The sequence below is a fragment of the Oceanobacillus neutriphilus genome, assembly GCF_014645515.1.
Classification (GTDB): Bacteria; Bacillota; Bacilli; order Bacillales; family Amphibacillaceae; genus Oceanobacillus; species Oceanobacillus neutriphilus.
Map to the genome: position 1 here is coordinate 106,950 of NZ_BMLW01000015.1, position 17,065 is coordinate 124,014.

Below are 17,065 nucleotides of genomic sequence, written 5' to 3' on the forward strand. Positions count from 1 at the left end.
CGTCAGTTCATACTGCGCCAACTTTCTGCTTCGTTATTCAACCCTTGTTTAATTAGAAATTTTTTTATCCTCTTTTTTCGATGTATATATGAAAATTCCCATTACGGTAATGTTAACAGCAATAAGCACAATACCAGAGATAATTAAATAGGTTTCATTTTCTGAGCCGTTACTGCCAGTAGAAAACTCAGCCATAATATCAGGAACACTGGGTAGACACATTAAGAATATAAATATCGCCAGAAACCATTGTTTCATGAAAAGTGTGACAATAATGAAAATACTTAAGAGAACAGCCCCAATAATCAGGTTTACAATAAAATTGCTCTCAGCAAGAACAATTCCTGGATGATTTCGGATAATAAATTGTCCGCCGACCAGTGCAGCCATATAAGGTGCATAAAATAGCATCAGGATGAAATAGGTTTTTTTACTGTCTCCATATTTTTGAGCGATTGTTTTAAAGAAAATGATTGTAGCCGCTGTTCCGATAATCAGCACTGCAAGGTTATACAGGATAACACTTGTATTTAATTCAAAGTCTCCACTGATAAGATCAGGAATGATAAAGACTCCCAGCAAATAGACAAGCAATAGAATACTATATTTAATAAAACCTTTGTCCCGTGGGAGCTCTTCAGAAATAGAGCGGATATAATTCTTCACAGAACCTCCTGTAATACTTTCAACACTTTGCCCATTGGCCTCTGCTTCGATTAAATGATCTCTTAATTCTTCTGCAATTTCCTGAATGTCTTTTTCCTTTTTACCACGGCTTAATAACTCCAGGCGTAAACTCAGCAAAAAATTTTCCGCTTCTTTACTTAGCATCCTCCACACTCCTCATCAAATTGTTCATCCCTTTATTCAGATATGACCATTTATTTCGAAAGACGGCTAATTCCTCCAGGCCTTTATCTGTGATTGTGTAGTATTTTCGTTTTGGACCGCCTGTATCGGATTTTTTCAGTTCGGTTTGGACATATCCTTTTTTACTTAAACGCAGCAGTACGGGATAAATACTTCCATCACTGATTTCCGGGAAATCCCGTTCTTTTAATTTCTCTAAAATTTCATATCCATACGTTTCACCTTGAGAGATTAGCCCTAAGATTGCTCCATCTAATAATCCCTTCATCATCTGATCAGATACTGACATGTCGTACCTCCTTGACTATCTTGTAATATACTATAGTTGATTGAAAGGTAATTGTCAACTATCTTATATAAAAAGATAGTTGGGATTTTTATTTGCTTTGAAACAGGTAATGATATCTAAAGAAATAATAGAGATACAATTTGAAGAAGTTGTATTTTATTATATAAAGGTTGGAGTGAGAGGGGGATGAGATGATTTGAAGGAAAAGAAAAAACCCGGGAGCTTGCCCCGGATTTTTTTAACAATTTTCTTCAATTTATTCTGCAAAAACCTTGTTCCATTCATCTTTATGGTCCAGCAGTTCTTTTGCTAATTCCTTAGCACCTTCTAAACTGTGGCTCGCAGCCCAACCGCATTGAATTTCATTACATGCGGGAACTTCTTCTGCTTTCAATACATCTTCTAATGTTTTTTCTACTGTTTCCAGAAGTGCATCATAGTTATCATCGTTTAAAATAGTTAAATAAAATCCAGTTTGGCAGCCCATTGGACTAAAATCTACTACTGTATCATGATGGTTTCGAATTAATTCAGCCATTAGATGCTCCAGTGAATGAAGTGCCGGCATGTCCATATGTCCTTTATTCGGCTGCTTCAAACGCAGATCATACTTATAAATAACATCTCCATTTGCACCTTTTGTTGTTCCAGCCAAACGGATATAGGGTGCTGCCACTTTTGTGTGATCCAAATTAAAACTTTCTACATTCATTGCTTTTACCATAGTTGATACGCTCCTTCTTTTTTCTTTAGTTTAACATGTTATGCTTTATTTTTTTAGTTTCTAGCTTTTTTAAATTTTGGAAAGCCAATTAAAATAGCGATGATACCACATATTCCAAGCATCATTGGATAAATCGCATATGGCATAATACTGACAGGTGAAATAGCTGCGAGACTGGCGGCAGCAAGCATTTGCCCACCATAAGGAACAAGACCTTGCCAACAGCCTGAAAAGATATCCAGCAGACTGGCTGATTTTCGCGGATCAACATTATATTCATCTGCAATATTTTTTGCCAACGGTCCCGTCATAATAATTGAAATGGTATTATTTGCTGTTGCGATATCGGCGGCACTTACTAATCCGGCAATCCCAAATTCTGCACCTTTTTTCGTCCTTATCCTGCTGGTTACAGCATTCAGAAGCCATTGAATACCTCCATTATACTGGATGATGCCAATCATTCCGCCAATGAAAATAGCAACCAGGGCAATATCCTGCATATTTAATACCCCTTGGGAAACGGCCTGGATAAGGCCCGTGCCGGTAAAAGAACCATTAAGTAATCCGATAATACCGGCTAGAATAGTTCCTCCAAAAAGAACAATAAGAACGTTGATTCCGATAAGAGCGCAAACTAAAACAGCGATGTAGGGTAAAACCTGGATAATCTCATAAGGGTATTCACCAGTTAACTCAACAGAGCTGCCACGGGTGATAAACCAGAGAATAACAGCTGTTACAATAGCACCTGGTAAAACGATAAAAAAGTTTGTTTTAAATTTATCGCTCATTTTTGTATGCTGTGTCCGGACTGCGGCAATAGTTGTATCTGAAATCATAGACAGGTTGTCCCCAAACATTGCTCCACTTATTACTGTTCCCATCGCTAATGCCATAGGAATGCCTGTCTGCTCAGCAATCCCTATACCAATAGGGGCAAGTGCAGCTACCGTTCCCATAGATGTCCCCATGGAAAGAGAGATAAAACAACCGACAATAAACAAACCGACCATCAAATAATTACTTGGAATAAATGACAGCCCCATATTAACTGTTGATTCAACGGCTCCCATTTCTGAAGCAGTCTGAGCAAAGGCTCCAGCTAAAATGAAGATAACAACCATTAACATGATATTTGAATGCCCTGCGCCCTTAGTGAATATCTCGAGCTTTGCAGATAATTTCTCTTTTCGGTTCATCGCTAATGCGACAGCTGATGCAATAATGATAGCAACATTAATGGGCATATTGGAAAAGTCGCCTGTAATTAATCCTGTGCCGATAAATAAAAGTACAAAAATAAGTAATGGTAAAAGCGCCAATAGACTACCTTTATTTTCTTGATTCGCCATTGAAATCCTCCTGATTTTTTTTATCTGCTTCAGATAATGGAATATAAAAAACGATTAGTTCATGGTCATACCACCGGTAACATTTACTCCCTGCCCTGTCATATAATCCGAATAAGCAGAAGCCAGAAAGATAACAACATTTGCAATATCCTGCGGCACTCCTGTTCTTCCCAAAGGAACCTGGGAGTTATCTTCGAGTTCAATTGCTTCCGCATCAACTTTTCGAAGCTCGCCGCCAATCGTTCTTTCTGTCCGTTTCATATCTGTTTCAACGATACCTGGACAGACGGCGTTCACATTGATCTTATCCTTTGCCAGCTCCAGAGCAGCAACCTTTGTCATTCCAAGAACAGCATGCTTTGAAGCAACATAGCTTCCCATAAGCTGATAACCGTTCTTGCCGGCCTGCGAAGAAATATTGATAATTTTTCCGCCTTCTCCCTGCTGTTTAAGCACATTAGCTGCCGCCTGCATACAAAGGTAGACTCCTTTTGCATTGACATCCATTGTTTTATCCCAGTCATTTTCCTTGATATCAACAAAATAATCCATTGTAGAAATTCCGGCATTATTTACTAAGATATCTAATCTGCCAAAATGATTGGTTACATGCTTTACCATTTTGTCTACCTGGTCACTTTTTGATACATCGGTGGCAACATATAAAATATTATCCGCTGTATTTGCCGGCACTTCTGTTTTGTCAGCTACAGCAACCTTTGCCCCGCAATCCAGAAGTGCGTTCACAATTGCCTTGCCAATTCCGTTGGCTCCGCCAGTTACAATCGCGACCTTGCCTGTTAAATCCATTGTGTACATCATAAACATTCCTTTCTTGATAAAGAGCAAAACAAAAACCTCTTCTTAAATCAAAAGAAGAGGTAAAAATGAAATAAATTATTTTTCTCTTCCTATCTCTAAGCTTTCATGCTACTGGAATTGGCACAGTACTGATATAGTCCGCTGCCGAGGCTTCAAAGGGCCAGTCCCTCCACCTCTCTAGATAAGAAATTATATATTTATAGAATATGAATTTTGTAATCAATAGTAATAAGATACAAGAAATAAATTTGAAAGTCAATATTTGTTTCTGAATTTATTTAACGCAGCGGATTATAAATAATCAAATATAAATGATCGACCATTAAGTGAGCAGCTCTTATACAAGGAGTTACTCACTTTTTTTGTTCTTTATGTATACGCCCTTTAACTGTGGTTTAGATGCAAATAGACCCTAAGGCTTAGTCAAAGATATTTCTCAGGCTCATTACGGGGAAATGCCAGAACCGGTAAGATAAAGATACGATAACGAAAGGGGAAAAACAAAATGAAAAAATTCATGTTGTTTGTCGGAGGACTTATTGCAGTGCTTGTCCTTCTAGCAAATTTAGGCCCAATGGTATTACTGGCGTTAAGCGTATGGCTGCTATATATATGCTTTAAAAAATTTATCAGCACAGATTCAATTGCTGCAAAAGTAGGCTGGGTGATACTCGGATTAGTAGTAGTGAGCATCACATTCTCTAACATTTATGCCGTTTTAGGAGTTGCAGCAGCATACGCACTTTACCTTATCTATAAAAACTGGAACAAACCGGAAAGCTCTGTTGTCCACGAAATAAAAGATGATGATCCATTTACAAATTTTGAAAAGCAGTGGGCAGAGTTAAACAAATAAAAAATATAAAAGGAGAGATTGATGATGACAACAAATATTTTCACTCGAATGAAGGATTCGATTTCAGCAGATTTACACACAATGATGGATAAAAAGGAGCAAAAAAATCCAATTGCCGCGCTTAATCATTATTTACGCCAAAGTGAACAGGAAAAAGAAAAAGTAAGAAAGCTGATTGACCGCCAATATAAATTAAAAGAAGAGTTTGCTCGTGAGTATATGAAAGCACAGGAGCTTGCAGACAAACGCTTAAATCAGGCACAAATCGCAGATCGTGCTCAGGAAGAAGAAATGCATGAATTTGCTTTAAAGGAGCATGAAGAGTATCAAAACCGTGCAGATCGTATGAAAGCTTCCAGAGAAGTAGCTATTACCGAGCTTGGGAACCTGGAGCAGAAATACGAAGAGATGAAGCATCGCTTAAAGGATATGCACCTGCGTCGTATGGAGTTAATGGGACGTGAAAATATCGCCAAAGCAAATCATCAAATTAACAGAGTAGTGGAAGAGTCACCAGAAAAACCATTCTCCAAGTTTGCAGAAATGGAACAATATATTGAAAACCTGGAATACAAAGTAAACAGCTCATACTACCGAAGCACGTTTGACAGCAAAATTGCAGCAATCGAGAAGCAATTAGATGAAAAGGAAATAAACTAGTATTTGCCGGTAAAAATGAATAACTATCAAAGTACTTCTGACGGATTTGATAATTTTAAAGCGTCCAGTCCCTCTCATTACAATATGTAATGTGGAGGAGTTGGACGCTTTTAAAGATTTAGAAGCTAATTAGAATAAATTAATAATAGAATTTCTGCGTATGATTACCCGGATGAAAATCGATCCGGCCAAAATGGAACTCCTATATGGATTTTTCGAGACCTATTTGAAACTAAACAAAGAGGAGGAAGCACAAATGATGGAGGAAATTGAAAACTTGCCGGAAGAGGAGAAGGAAGTCGTGTTGCAGCTGCCAAATTCATATTTCGAGAAGGGAATAGAAGAAGGTATACAAAAAAGAAACAAGGAAGTAGCATTGAAATTGATAGCAAAAGGAATGCCAATCAATGAGATAGCAGAAATCACAGAGCTGAGCAAAGAGGAAATTAAAAATCTTGCTGATAAATAGATAGATATAGCTGAACTAAAAAGTGAGCGACTCTTAATTAAGGAGTAATGCTCACTTTTTCTTTGTTTTTTCTTATCTAAAAAAGTTAAATCGGCTAATTTCTTCAAAAGCTTTTAGCAGATCGTCATAAGAGTGTGCAAAGTCACTATCCACCCATTTCATCAGAATATTCCACATTCCGCCTGCATTAAAAGCTAAAGCAAACTCCATATACTCTTCATTCATGGAGTAGGAAAATTTGTCTTTAGTCAGTCTATGAATAGAGGGTAAATGCTTATTAAAAGCCTTCAATAGCAAACCGTCTAAATCATTTTTTCTAATCACCCGGATAAAGTCTATGTGCTCTATCCAAAATGCGATAAAAATTTTCGCTACTTTTCCCATATCCATATTTTCTCCGGCTTCCAGTCTCCGCAGGTACTCCTGAGCCAAAGAATCCAGGTATCGTTCCAGTAAAGCTTGTTTGGAATTGAAATGACGATAAAAGGTACTCCGGTCTAAATCTGCTTTTTCAGCAATTTCCTTAATAGAGATTTTATGATACGGTTTTTCTTCCAAAAGGAACAAAAGTGCCTCCATCAGCCATTCCTGAGATCTGATGGCAGAGGGGTTGTTACTTGTATGCGTCATCTTGACTCACTCCTCTTTGTAAATCCCACAGATCAAGGCAGTTTGTAGGACTTATCGAGAATGTATTGCTAATTCGCTAATGCTAGTATACGATAACCTTAAAAATGCAACAAATGTTGCACTTATTTTTAGGTGAAAGAAGCAGATTTTCAAGGAAACAGGCAGATTTTACAAATATCTAAAAAAGGAGAATTGGTATGGCGAATCTGATTAATAAAGGTATTGTAAAAGCAGCGGGAATGATGAAAATGGATAATCGTATAAACTATTTTAAAGTGGACCCGGCTGCGTTGGAAACCATTATGAATGCCGAGAAATATGTACGGAAAACCTCTATTGACAGGAAGCTGAAGGAGCTTATTAAAATCAGGATTTCACAAATTAATGGATGCTCTTATTGCTTGAATATGCATACGAAGGCAGCCAAAAAGTTAAAGGTGTCTGATGAAAAGATAAATAAATTGAAGAATTGGAAAGAAGCAGAGATCTTTGCAGAAGAGGAGCGGGCAGCATTTGCATTGGCAGAAAATATGACGCTGGTTTCGGAAAACGGTGTCAGTGATGAGCTGTATGAGTTGGCGAGAGAACACTACAGCGAAAAAGAATATGTGGAATTAGTGATGGTTATTATTCAAATTAATACGTGGAACAGGCTGTCCATTGCGATGGGGAATCATGCTGAAGTATAGAGATGAAAACAGCATACAGTGCAATGAGCAATATCATGAAGAATCTCAGTTATGATATTTCAATTTATCAGCTATTTCGTATACAATAAAATGTAAAAAGGGAGGAAGACAGATGCATTTTCAGTTTGACCACCTTGTTCATTTTGTTGATAGTCCGGAAGAAGCCAGAGAGGCGTTGAAGGAGCTTGGCCTCCATGCAGTTAATGGCGGAAAGCATGATAATGGTGGAACATACAACGCGCTCAGTTATTTTGATTTAAGCTATATCGAGCTGATTGGAGTGTTTGATAAGCATTTAGCTGATCAGCCCGCTGAAAAATACAGCCTGGGGGATACATTTCAAAAAGATAATTACACTTCAGGCTTATCACGAATTGCATTAAGATCCCGTAACCTTGAGAAGGAAGCAGAACGATTGAAATCACTTGGTCTGGAGGTAATTGGCCCCGTTCCTCTGGGAAGAAAAAGACCAGATGGCAGTACGATAAGCTGGAAGCTGTTATTTGCCGGGGATCCGGAAGAGGAGCTGGCCTTGCCATTCTTTATTGAATGGGAAGAACCAGACGAAGAACGCCGGCAAGGGTTGAAAGAGCAAGGAACGATTGCCGCTCATAAAAGAGGAGCCGTTTCATTGGCCTCTGTTGGAATTGCTGTAAATAATGCAAAATCTGTAATAGAAAAATGGGCAGCTTACTTGAGTTTAGAGCAGGGAGAATCTTTTAACGATGAAGCTTTATGTGCAATAGGACACCGTTTAAAGCTGGAGGGTGGAGATATTATATTTTATGAGCCTGATGGAGAGGGAATTGTTTCTGATACACTGAAGCGGAGAGGAGAGAAACCTTTTATCGTGAATTTCTCAGGAGGAAGCATTCAAGAACAATTTGAAGTAAAGGATGCTTTGTACCGATTTATTTAATTTGCTGCTCTGCCGGCTTAATTTAATATACAGATTAATGTGCTTAACGAAGTATAACCTCTCATAGTGAAGAGGTTATTTTTTTGGACAGATAGTGTGAGGACTTGATTTTTAACTTTCATTATATAAACAAAAATTATTTAATTAGTCTTAAAACAGGTATGGCTTATTGTCATTTATCTGTTGAAAAAACCTGTTACATAAAAATTTAGCGTTTTATTATCTGGAATATGGTACAGTAATATAAATGCTATTTCTTAGAAAAATTAATGTTTACAATTCCTAGAGGTAAAGTTATAATTGAGTCGTTATTCATTATATAAACAGATTTTATCGTTTTTTTAAGTATACATATATAGAAAGGATGTACTCTAATTTTTCAGGATTTTAACTGGATTTGAAAAATCTGTTTCCATTTTTTCATGAGTTAAAATGAAACAGGCTAGTGAAGAATAAATATGGGATGGGGAAGCTTGTTGAAAAGAATAAGATACATATAAGGGGGCACGATCAGTGAAAAAGAATCAATGGTATAATAACCAGATATTTCCTTGGTTATTACCGATTGTTATTGTGATTTTATGGCAGGTGCTTGGCCAGCTTAATCTTATTAAATCCACTATGCTGCCGACACCATTTGAAGTTGTCGAAGCAGGAATCCGCTTATTTCAAACAGGAGAGCTTCAGGAGAATGTGTACATTAGCACAAAACGTGCTGTAATCGGCTTTGCAATAGGCGGCGCAATCGGCTTTCTGCTTGGTTTATTTAATGGAACGATTCTGTTTTTTGAAAAATTGACGGATACATCTATTCAAATGATACGGACTATTCCGCATTTAGCGCTTATTCCGCTAGTAATTTTATGGTTTGGGATTGGAGAGAGTGCTAAAATATTTCTTGTTGCAGTCGGGGTTATGTTTCCTATCTATATCAATACATTTAGCGGTATCAAGAATGTGGATCGCAAATTAATAGAGATGGGAAAAGTATATGGCATGTCCAAGTGGCAATTATTTACCAATATCATTCTTCCTGGTGCGATGCCGAATATTCTGGTCGGGATTCGCTATGCGCTCGGAGTAACATGGATTTCTTTAATTGTGGCGGAAACCATTGGCGCTGAAGGAGGAATAGGATATATGGCGACAACAGCCCGTGAATTTATGCAGATGGATGTTGTGGTGCTGACGATTGTGCTTTATGCGATTTTAGGAAAGCTGTCCGACTTTATTGCGAAACTCTGTGAACAGCGCTTGCTGAAATGGAACCCGGCTTATCGGAAGAATTAACTGACAGGGAAAGTTTGGAGGGGTTAGATGTTTGGTATTGAGTTACAAAATGTAGGGAAAAGTTTTGGCAATAACGAGGTTCTGCGAGACATTAATTTATCCATACCTAAAGGAAGCTTCACAGCAATAGTAGGGAAAAGCGGCTGCGGGAAGAGTACGCTGTTAAGAGTGATTGCCGGGTTGGAAAATGTGACAAGCGGTTCCTTAGCTTATACGGATGGAAAAGCAAAGAGATCAGATATACGGATTATGTTCCAGGACGACCGTCTTCTTCCCTGGGAAAGTATTTTAAAGAATGTCGCTATTGGCGGTGTGGGTATAAAGGAAGCGGAAGCAGCGTTAGAAAAAGTAGGATTAGATGGTAAAAAAGATGCCTGGCCAGATGAATTATCCGGTGGACAGAAGCAGCGTGTAGCACTTGCGAGAGCCTTAGCCAGTAAACCGGATGTTTTGTTATTTGATGAACCTTTGGGAGCGTTGGATGCGTTAACACGGATGGAGATGCAGCATTTAATTGAAGGACTGTGGCAGGAACAAAAATTCACTTCTGTTTTGGTAACACATGATGTATCCGAAGCCGTACACTTAGCGGACCGGGTTATTGTGCTGGATGAGGGCGGCATTCAAATGGACAAGCAGATCGATTTACCGAGGCAGCGGGAACGGGATGAAAAGTTTACAAGCTATGAAAAAAATATACTGGATAAAATCGTAGGGGGATAAAGAATGAAGAAATTACTCTTTGCACTTATTATATTTAGTTTAGCAGCTGTAACGGCAGCTTGTGGAAATGATTCAGCTTCAGATGCAGCTGAAGATGGCGAGACGATTCGGTTAGGTTATCAAAAAGGGAATACAATGAATCTGTTAAAAGCGCACGGAACCTTAGATGAAGCATTAAATGAAGCTGGATACAATGTGGAATGGAGAGAATTCTCGATGGGTGCACCGCTTATCGAAGCATTAAATACAAATAATATTGATTTTGGCCATTCATCAGATGTACATAGTGTTCTCATGCAATCCGGCGGGCATAATGTTAATTATGTGGCCTCTGAGTCGCCTTATCCGGAAGGTGTTGCATTATTGGCAAGGGAAGGTTCTGATATTGAAACATTAGAAGATTTAAAAGGGAAAGTAGTCGGTGTAACCAATGGCGGGAACCAGCACTACCTCCTGCTGGAATCCTTAAAGCAGGCTGGTATCGGCTGGGATGAAGTAGATATGAAGTTTTATAAGGATGCATCGGAAGGTTTAATTGCATTTTCGAATGATGAATTTGATGTTTTTGGAATCTGGGATCCGTTCTATGCAATCGTAGAGGATCAAAATGAAACACATATGATTCTTGATGGAACAGACTTAATCGAAAATCGTACTTTCTATTTAGCAAGAGATAATTTTGCTGAAGAACAGCCGGAAGCACTCACTATCATTTTAGAGGAATTAGAAAATATGGACGAGTGGGCAAATGAAGAAAAAAGAGAAGCGGCTGAAATATTAGCTGACGAATTGGGGTTAGAGCCTGAACCGCTGGAGGTTGCGAATGAGCGCCGTCATTTTGGTGTTCAAAAGATGACAAAAGAGGTTATTGCGAATCAGCAGCAGCTGGCAGATACATTCTATGAAGCGGGATTGATTGATAATGAAATCAGCGTGCAGGAAGCGGTAGATGCGTATGATTTAGATGAATCTGTTTTTCCGGATAATATTGAATAGTTTAGAGGAATAAAAAAGAGGCTGCCAGAGCCTCTTTTTCAATACTTGAAGAATAATATAATCATTTTTCTTGAAGTGAGTTCAAATAGAGTTGTCTGTGCAAGAATATTGGAGCAGGAATTGAGCTGGGTTTTAAGATAAAAGACAATAACATCAGCTGTTTGCATTGCAGCATGTACTGTTTTACAGGTGTGATGCAAATGTTTTACATATTTCCACAAATTTAACTGCTGCTGGAGAGGGAGAGGTATTTCGTTTATAGGCGATCCCGACTGTTCGTGTATAGTGCTCTGAAAAATTCTTTTGAACAAGATCTGCCGGTGCATGGCGGAGAATGGATTTTGGAACAATCGAAATGCCTAAGTTTTCATTTACCATAGTCAAAATCACTTGATCGACCGATAATTCATATACCACATTCGGATTGATTTTGTGCTCCGATAAGATGCGCAGTACATCCCGGTCAATATTCTGCTTCGGCATAATCCAGCGTTCATCCTTTAATTGATGAAGTTTCAGATTCTCTTCATCAGCTAAAGGGTGATTTTTTGCCATAATACATAGAAGCTCATCATCAAAAATGAAATCGAATACTAAATTCTCAGGTGCAGGCTGTGCAATAAATCCAATATCTATCACACCATGCTGAAGCCAATTTTCAATTTGGTCGTAATCTCCCTCCATCAGGCGGATAGTAACATCCGGATACTGCTGTTCAAAATAGGATAATACCTTTGGGAGCAACACTAAAGAAATACTCGGAAGTACGCCGACTGTGATTGTTCCGCTGATCAGGTTTTTTAAATTGGCTGCGGTATTCTCAAGCTTCTGTTGTTCCTGCAGAATTTTCGAGATGTGTTCGTAGACGATCTTTCCGTTGCTTGTTAAAATAATGTTATTTCTATTCCGGATGATCAAAGGGATATCCAGTTCTGCTTCTAAATTATTCATCGCATGCGTAATCGATGATTGTGTCAGATTCAGCTTCAGACCGGTTTCGGTAAAACTCCCTGTTTCAATTAACGTATGAAAGGCGAGATATTGGGATAATGTAGGCATAATACACTCCTCTTATTAATTTTTTTCATAGTTACAGATAAAAACATTCATTAGATTTATAGTTGATTTTATTTTATAATAGAATAAATACCAAGTAAATTAATATGAATTTAGGGGAGATTGATAGGATGAGTGAAGAAAAGCTAATGATGAAAGCTTTGTCCATGGATATTATTACGGCGAAAATGTTTACTGAACTCCATCTTTCAATAACCGAAGCATATGGTGAAGATGAAGGACGGAAGCTTGTACAGCAAGGGCTGGAAGCATTCGGTCTTAAAGATGCAGAGACAATGGCGAAAAAAGCAACAGCAGAAGGCCAAAACCATGCCTTTTATCAATATTTACCGCAGGATGTTGAGGGAGAAGAAAAATATGCAGACCTGACAACTTTTGCACGTTTTTCAAAAATGTTTGCTCAAATTTCCAAACAGGTAGTTGATAAATATAAGGAAGAGGGCGAAGATGTTATCAGACGTGCTGTTGAACGATACGGCAGAAAACGAGGAGAGGGTATTGCCCAGCGTGCCCGTTCGAATGGTTTAGAAAATAACTCTGATAACTATTTGAAAAACTATGATATGGCCCGCAGTGAATTATTTGAGGTTGATACGGTGTATAAAGAGAATGAAGTGGAACAAACCTTTACGTATTGCCCATTCGGCCAGCAATGGGCAGACGATGATATGGGAAAATACGGCATTCTTTATTGTCAGGTTATCGACCCTTCTGTAGCGAAAGGCTATAATGAAAATTTTGAAGTAGTACATGACCAATATGTGCTGCGTGAAGGACAATGTCACTTCCAATTTCAAATGAAGAAGTAAGTTAGGAATGGATGAAGAGAGGCTGAAGTAAAGTCTCATCTCAAATGAAAAATAGTGATTTTCCAACGGTGGAAAATCACTATTTTTATGTAATTGACCTGTGGAAGAGGCTAATCTCTTTGCTTCTTTTATGTAGTCAAACATGATACTGATAAAGCGTCCGCCATAGATGTGACGGGCTTTTTTACGTGTTTACCTTTTATACATCCAACTGTTTATGTTACATCACGATAAAATCTGTGATCAAATGTTCTTTATTATAGAAAGCGATTACAATAAACTGATATTAATATAACATCCCAGTGAATTGGATATGCATCGTATCTTTTACCAAAAGAGAAAAGATATTAGGGCAGTTGTCCACACACATTCCACCTATAGTACAACATTAGCAACCCTGCGGTGGGATTTGCCGGCATCGAATTATTATTTAGCTATTGCTGGTGGTAACAATGTTAAATGTGCTGATTATGCATCATTTGGAACTTGGGATCTTGCAGAGAAGGCATATGAAGCAATGCAAAATCGATATGCCTGTTTTTTAGCAAATCATGGCCTGTTAACAGGATCTATCGATCTGCCAAATGCTTTTTCTATTGCAGAGGAGATTGAACGTTGTGCAGAAACCTATTATCGTGCAAAATCGATTGGAGAACCGGTGCTGCTAAGTGATGAAGAGATGGATTTTATGCTGGAGAAATTTCAGACTTATGGCCAGGTTAAAGCTTAAATTATAAAAAAGATAAGCTGATAAAATGAAAAAGTAATAATCCCTTTCATGACTTATATAATAGGTAATGAAATGGGATTATTTTTCTTGGTGATAATGGAGGGAGGCTATTTAAAAACAGAGGGTAAGTATATAGTAAAATAAGACTGGATTTTATTATTGTTAACAGGACTTTTGACTTGTTATTTCAAAGTGTAAAACTTCCGGCCTGTTTTTTGTCATATATCCTCTTTTCTCGCCATTTCTCCCGTTTTTGGGTTTGAAAATTTTGAATTTATGCTAAGGTAATCTTATATACTGTAATAACAATCATGGTACAGGAATGAAACCTTTTTCCATCATGATTCGTTTGAAATAGTATAAATCAAAAAAGCATGAGGTGATAGGATGGAAAAAGATGATAAGAAGCAGGAAGAAAATGCAGAAGAGAAAAACACGCAGCCGGCACCTAATGAAGAAAAGGTGAATGAGGAAACCGGGCAGACAGAAATTCCGGATCAATATGCTCCCGGCCAAGCCGAAACAAACAATATACAGGCGGACCAGAGTCAGCAGGGAGAAGCGCAGGCCAGCGCGACTGCAGCAGAACAGCCTAAAAAAGAAAAGTCTTCCCAATTTGATTTTCAGGAAAGCTTTAACGAAACAAAAGAGATTGCATTAGGTGCGATATTAAGGCCGAGCGCTCTTATTCATTCCAGCCGGGCAATCAAAGTAGAAACAAGTGTCATTATCTTCGCTTTATTAGCTATACTTGTCAGTGTTTGTCATTATTTATTTTATAAATATGGATTTGACGGAGCGCTCTCTTTTTTAAGCAATATTAATTTCACATTTTTCTTAAAAACGTTTGTATCCTGGATTCTTACATTTGCTATCGGATATTTCTCACTATATATTTTACTTAAGCATTTTGGAAACCGGACGATGGAGCATAAAGATTTACTGACAAAGTATGCAATTGTCAATGTTCCATATGTTCTTGTGTTTTGTTTAGTAACATTATTTATTGGTTTAGTACTTGTGGATTTATTTATGGTGACATACGTGTTCTCATTATTATTATTTGGATTTATACATGTTTATTTATTCTTAGCACTGATGGAAAAATCCCGGTTTGATATTTTTTGGACGCTGGCAGTGTATCAGCTGGTACTTATTGTAGCATCATATTACTTAGTTGGTGTGGAGTTATAAGACTTTTAATAAATTATTAAAAAAACCAGAGCAGTCTCAGGATTGCTTTGGTTTTTGTTTATCTATTAATACTGCCTTGGGATGATAACAGCGTTACAGGCCTTTTCATAAAATTTAATTGACCCGTCCTCTCCGATTACTGCAATTCATAACCCAATTATTTAAGGGCTGCCTCCCAATAAGGGGACAGCTCTTTTTGGTTTAAATTATTATTTGTTTTTTGGATGTGTACGTGTCCAGGAAATAATCACCATCAGTATAAGAACAACTGTGGAGCCGATAAAAGCAGCCAGACTTATATCACCTATAAGAGATTCCTCTCTCCCTTCAAAGAAATAACTGAGAAATATACAAATTAAGCTGAGTGAGCTGACAACCATTGGCGGAACGATCCGCTTTTCCTTTAAAAATATACTTATTAAAAATAGAATAGCACCAATACCAACCATGATTGGCAAATATCCTGTTAAAAATCCCATTCTTATCACTCCAATAACTGACTAAATTTTAACCTTCTTTGTATATAGTTTCCCAAGTGTGAATGTAATTAATCTAATTTCTTTTTTTGTTTAAATTGGAAATAAAAAAGGAACGATACTATTAAGAGATACTATTTATGGAGGGTGAATTAAAATGACGGACACACATATGCCAAAAGACAAAGGTCTGGATCATACGCTGAAGCTTTTAGATGAAGGGTATCGTTTTGTAACCAATCGCTCGGATAAATTTGAATCACGTATATTTGAAACAAGACTTCTGGGTGAAAAAACGATTTGTATGGTTGGCGAGAAAGAGGCAGAGCTTTTTTATGATAATGCCAGGTTCTCCCGGAAAGATGCCTCCCCCGGCCGAATTCAGAAGACATTATTTGGAGAAGGGGGAGTTCAAGGGTTAGATGGTGCAGAGCATCATCATCGAAAAGCTATGTTTATGTCGCTTATGACACAGGAAGGTTTAAAAGAGATGACTGCTATTATTCGGGAAGAATGGGAGCGGGAAATAAAACAACATTCCAATACGGAAATACAAATTTATCAAGCAGCAAAACATGTATTAACGCAAGCCGCCTTGCGCTGGACAGGAGTTCCTTATCAGGAATCAGAAGTGCCGGAATGGGCAGATCAACTAAGCGACATGTTTGAGGAAGCCGGGACGGTCGGATGGAACCATTGGCAGGCAAGAAGTTCCAGGTCCAGGGCGGAGGAGCGGATTGCAGGTTTGCTAGAGCGGATACGCAAAGAATCTGCAGAGGTCAGCAAGGACAGCCCGGTATATCATTTTGCAATGCACCGCGATTTAGATGGTGAATTACTTGATGTTCAAATCGCTGCAGTCGAATTATTAAATTTATTGCGTCCAATTGCAGCAATTGCTGTATATATTGATTTTGTTCTCCTGGCTGTTCATGATTATCCGGAGGAAGTGGGAAAATTGGAGTCTGAGGAAGACTTACAGCATTTTATTCAGGAAGTAAGACGATTTTATCCATTTTTCCCTGTTGCTCCTGCGCGGGTTAAAGAAGATTTCAACTGGAATGGATATATTTTTGAAGAAGGAACATTAACCTTATTAGATCTATACGGTACAAATCATGATCCGGACCTTTGGGATAGACCGGATAGCTTTCAACCGGAACGATTTCAAGCATGGGAGCAATCACCGTTTAATTTTATTCCGCAAGGCGGAGGAGAATTCAATATCGGTCATCGTTGTGCCGGTGAATGGATGACAATAGATGTATTAAAAACAACGCTTGATTTTTTCGTGAACAATCTTTCTTTTGAATTTACAGAACAGGATTTAAGTTATGAAATGAATGATATTCCGCCGGTTCCGAGAAGCGGAGTGATTATTAAAGAGGCGCGATTGAAAAGGTGATCAGAGTGAATAAAATTGCTGTAGGGCTTCCTTGTCCAAAATAATACTTTAATGTAATAGTGCCTTCAATAAAAATTTGCTC

General features: G+C 38.1%; 20 protein-coding genes and 1 riboswitch. Of the genes, 12 read left to right on the top strand and 8 right to left on the bottom strand.

All coding sequences use genetic code 11. The features are described 5' to 3' along the window. Positions 1-48 precede the first annotated feature (48 nt). From IEX29_RS21895 to IEX29_RS21915, 5 genes are all read right to left on the bottom strand, one after another. Positions 49-831 (bottom strand): hypothetical protein, encoded by a 783-nt coding sequence (locus IEX29_RS21895; RefSeq protein ID WP_188737229.1) that lies wholly within the window; start codon positions 829-831, stop codon positions 49-51. Next, complete coding sequence (locus tag IEX29_RS21900) at positions 821-1,159, bottom strand: PadR family transcriptional regulator (RefSeq protein WP_042530912.1); 339 nt, start codon at positions 1,157-1,159, stop codon at positions 821-823. The genes IEX29_RS21895 and IEX29_RS21900 overlap by 11 nt, the downstream gene beginning before the upstream one ends. Positions 1,160-1,415: 256 nt before the next feature. Then, positions 1,416-1,883 carry an S-ribosylhomocysteine lyase gene (locus IEX29_RS21905; protein WP_188737230.1) on the bottom strand — a complete coding sequence of 156 codons (468 nt, stop codon included), beginning with the start codon at positions 1,881-1,883 and terminating at the stop codon, positions 1,416-1,418. Between the two features lie 53 nt (positions 1,884-1,936). Continuing rightward, on the bottom strand, positions 1,937-3,238 hold the full coding sequence (locus IEX29_RS21910) for a Na+/H+ antiporter NhaC family protein (protein ID WP_188737232.1): 1,302 nt from the start codon (positions 3,236-3,238) through the stop codon (positions 1,937-1,939). Between the two features lie 54 nt (positions 3,239-3,292). After that, positions 3,293-4,066, bottom strand: a complete 774-nt coding sequence (locus IEX29_RS21915; RefSeq protein ID WP_229720331.1) for an SDR family NAD(P)-dependent oxidoreductase — start codon at positions 4,064-4,066, stop codon at positions 3,293-3,295. Positions 4,067-4,146: 80 nt separating this feature from the next. Continuing rightward, positions 4,147-4,248, bottom strand: a riboswitch (SAM riboswitch). Between the two features lie 317 nt (positions 4,249-4,565). On the opposite strand from IEX29_RS21915, the gene IEX29_RS21920 reads away from it, so the two are divergent. From IEX29_RS21920 to IEX29_RS21930, 3 genes are all read left to right on the top strand, one after another. Further along, positions 4,566-4,916 (top strand): lmo0954 family membrane protein, encoded by a 351-nt coding sequence (locus IEX29_RS21920; protein WP_188737234.1) that lies wholly within the window; start codon positions 4,566-4,568, stop codon positions 4,914-4,916. 24 nt (positions 4,917-4,940) lie between these two features. Then, entirely contained in the window at positions 4,941-5,576 is a 636-nt protein-coding gene (locus tag IEX29_RS21925) for a PspA/IM30 family protein (protein ID WP_188737299.1), read from the top strand. A gap of 256 nt (positions 5,577-5,832) precedes the next feature. Next, positions 5,833-6,045, top strand: a complete 213-nt coding sequence (locus tag IEX29_RS21930) for a transposase (protein WP_188737236.1) — start codon at positions 5,833-5,835, stop codon at positions 6,043-6,045. 72 nt (positions 6,046-6,117) lie between these two features. On the opposite strand, the gene IEX29_RS21935 is transcribed toward IEX29_RS21930, so the two are convergent. Beyond that, positions 6,118-6,675 carry a TetR/AcrR family transcriptional regulator gene (locus tag IEX29_RS21935; protein ID WP_188737238.1) on the bottom strand — a complete coding sequence of 186 codons (558 nt, stop codon included), beginning with the start codon at positions 6,673-6,675 and terminating at the stop codon, positions 6,118-6,120. Positions 6,676-6,872: 197 nt separating this feature from the next. On the opposite strand from IEX29_RS21935, the gene IEX29_RS21940 reads away from it, so the two are divergent. The 5 genes from IEX29_RS21940 (at position 6,873) to IEX29_RS21960 (ending at position 11,292) form a co-directional block, all read left to right on the top strand. After that, complete coding sequence (locus IEX29_RS21940; protein WP_308423662.1) at positions 6,873-7,364, top strand: carboxymuconolactone decarboxylase family protein; 492 nt, start codon at positions 6,873-6,875, stop codon at positions 7,362-7,364. A gap of 112 nt (positions 7,365-7,476) precedes the next feature. Continuing rightward, entirely contained in the window at positions 7,477-8,283 is an 807-nt protein-coding gene (locus tag IEX29_RS21945; protein ID WP_188737240.1) for a VOC family protein, read from the top strand. A 513-nt stretch (positions 8,284-8,796) separates the two neighbouring features. Continuing rightward, the gene (locus IEX29_RS21950) at positions 8,797-9,573 is read left to right on the top strand and encodes an ABC transporter permease subunit (RefSeq protein ID WP_229720332.1); all 777 of its coding nucleotides are present in this window, start codon (positions 8,797-8,799) and stop codon (positions 9,571-9,573) included. Positions 9,574-9,600: 27 nt separating this feature from the next. Further along, positions 9,601-10,296 (top strand): ABC transporter ATP-binding protein, encoded by a 696-nt coding sequence (locus tag IEX29_RS21955; RefSeq protein WP_188737242.1) that lies wholly within the window; start codon positions 9,601-9,603, stop codon positions 10,294-10,296. Between the two features lie 3 nt (positions 10,297-10,299). After that, on the top strand, positions 10,300-11,292 hold the full coding sequence (locus IEX29_RS21960) for an aliphatic sulfonate ABC transporter substrate-binding protein (protein ID WP_188737244.1): 993 nt from the start codon (positions 10,300-10,302) through the stop codon (positions 11,290-11,292). 183 nt (positions 11,293-11,475) lie between these two features. Here IEX29_RS21960 and IEX29_RS21965 read toward each other — a convergent pair whose 3' ends face one another. Next, positions 11,476-12,351, bottom strand: coding sequence for a LysR family transcriptional regulator (locus IEX29_RS21965; RefSeq protein ID WP_188737246.1), 876 nt, complete (start codon positions 12,349-12,351; stop codon positions 11,476-11,478). 128 nt (positions 12,352-12,479) lie between these two features. Here IEX29_RS21965 and IEX29_RS21970 point away from each other — a divergent pair, with 128 nt between their 5' ends. The 3 genes from IEX29_RS21970 to IEX29_RS21980 all read left to right on the top strand — a co-directional run bounded on the left by IEX29_RS21970 (position 12,480) and on the right by IEX29_RS21980 (position 15,102). Beyond that, the gene (locus IEX29_RS21970) at positions 12,480-13,178 is read left to right on the top strand and encodes an L-2-amino-thiazoline-4-carboxylic acid hydrolase (RefSeq protein WP_188737248.1); all 699 of its coding nucleotides are present in this window, start codon (positions 12,480-12,482) and stop codon (positions 13,176-13,178) included. Positions 13,179-13,491: 313 nt separating this feature from the next. After that, entirely contained in the window at positions 13,492-13,908 is a 417-nt protein-coding gene (locus tag IEX29_RS21975; RefSeq protein ID WP_188737250.1) for a class II aldolase/adducin family protein, read from the top strand. A 387-nt stretch (positions 13,909-14,295) separates the two neighbouring features. Then, positions 14,296-15,102 carry a hypothetical protein gene (locus IEX29_RS21980; protein ID WP_188737252.1) on the top strand — a complete coding sequence of 269 codons (807 nt, stop codon included), beginning with the start codon at positions 14,296-14,298 and terminating at the stop codon, positions 15,100-15,102. 209 nt (positions 15,103-15,311) lie between these two features. On the opposite strand, the gene IEX29_RS21985 is transcribed toward IEX29_RS21980, so the two are convergent. After that, entirely contained in the window at positions 15,312-15,581 is a 270-nt protein-coding gene (locus IEX29_RS21985; RefSeq protein ID WP_188737253.1) for a YesK family protein, read from the bottom strand. Positions 15,582-15,735: 154 nt separating this feature from the next. Here IEX29_RS21985 and cypC point away from each other — a divergent pair, with 154 nt between their 5' ends. After that, on the top strand, positions 15,736-16,983 hold the full coding sequence (cypC, locus tag IEX29_RS21990) for a CYP152 family fatty-acid peroxygenase CypC (protein ID WP_188737256.1): 1,248 nt from the start codon (positions 15,736-15,738) through the stop codon (positions 16,981-16,983). Positions 16,984-17,065: the final 82 nt, after the last annotated feature.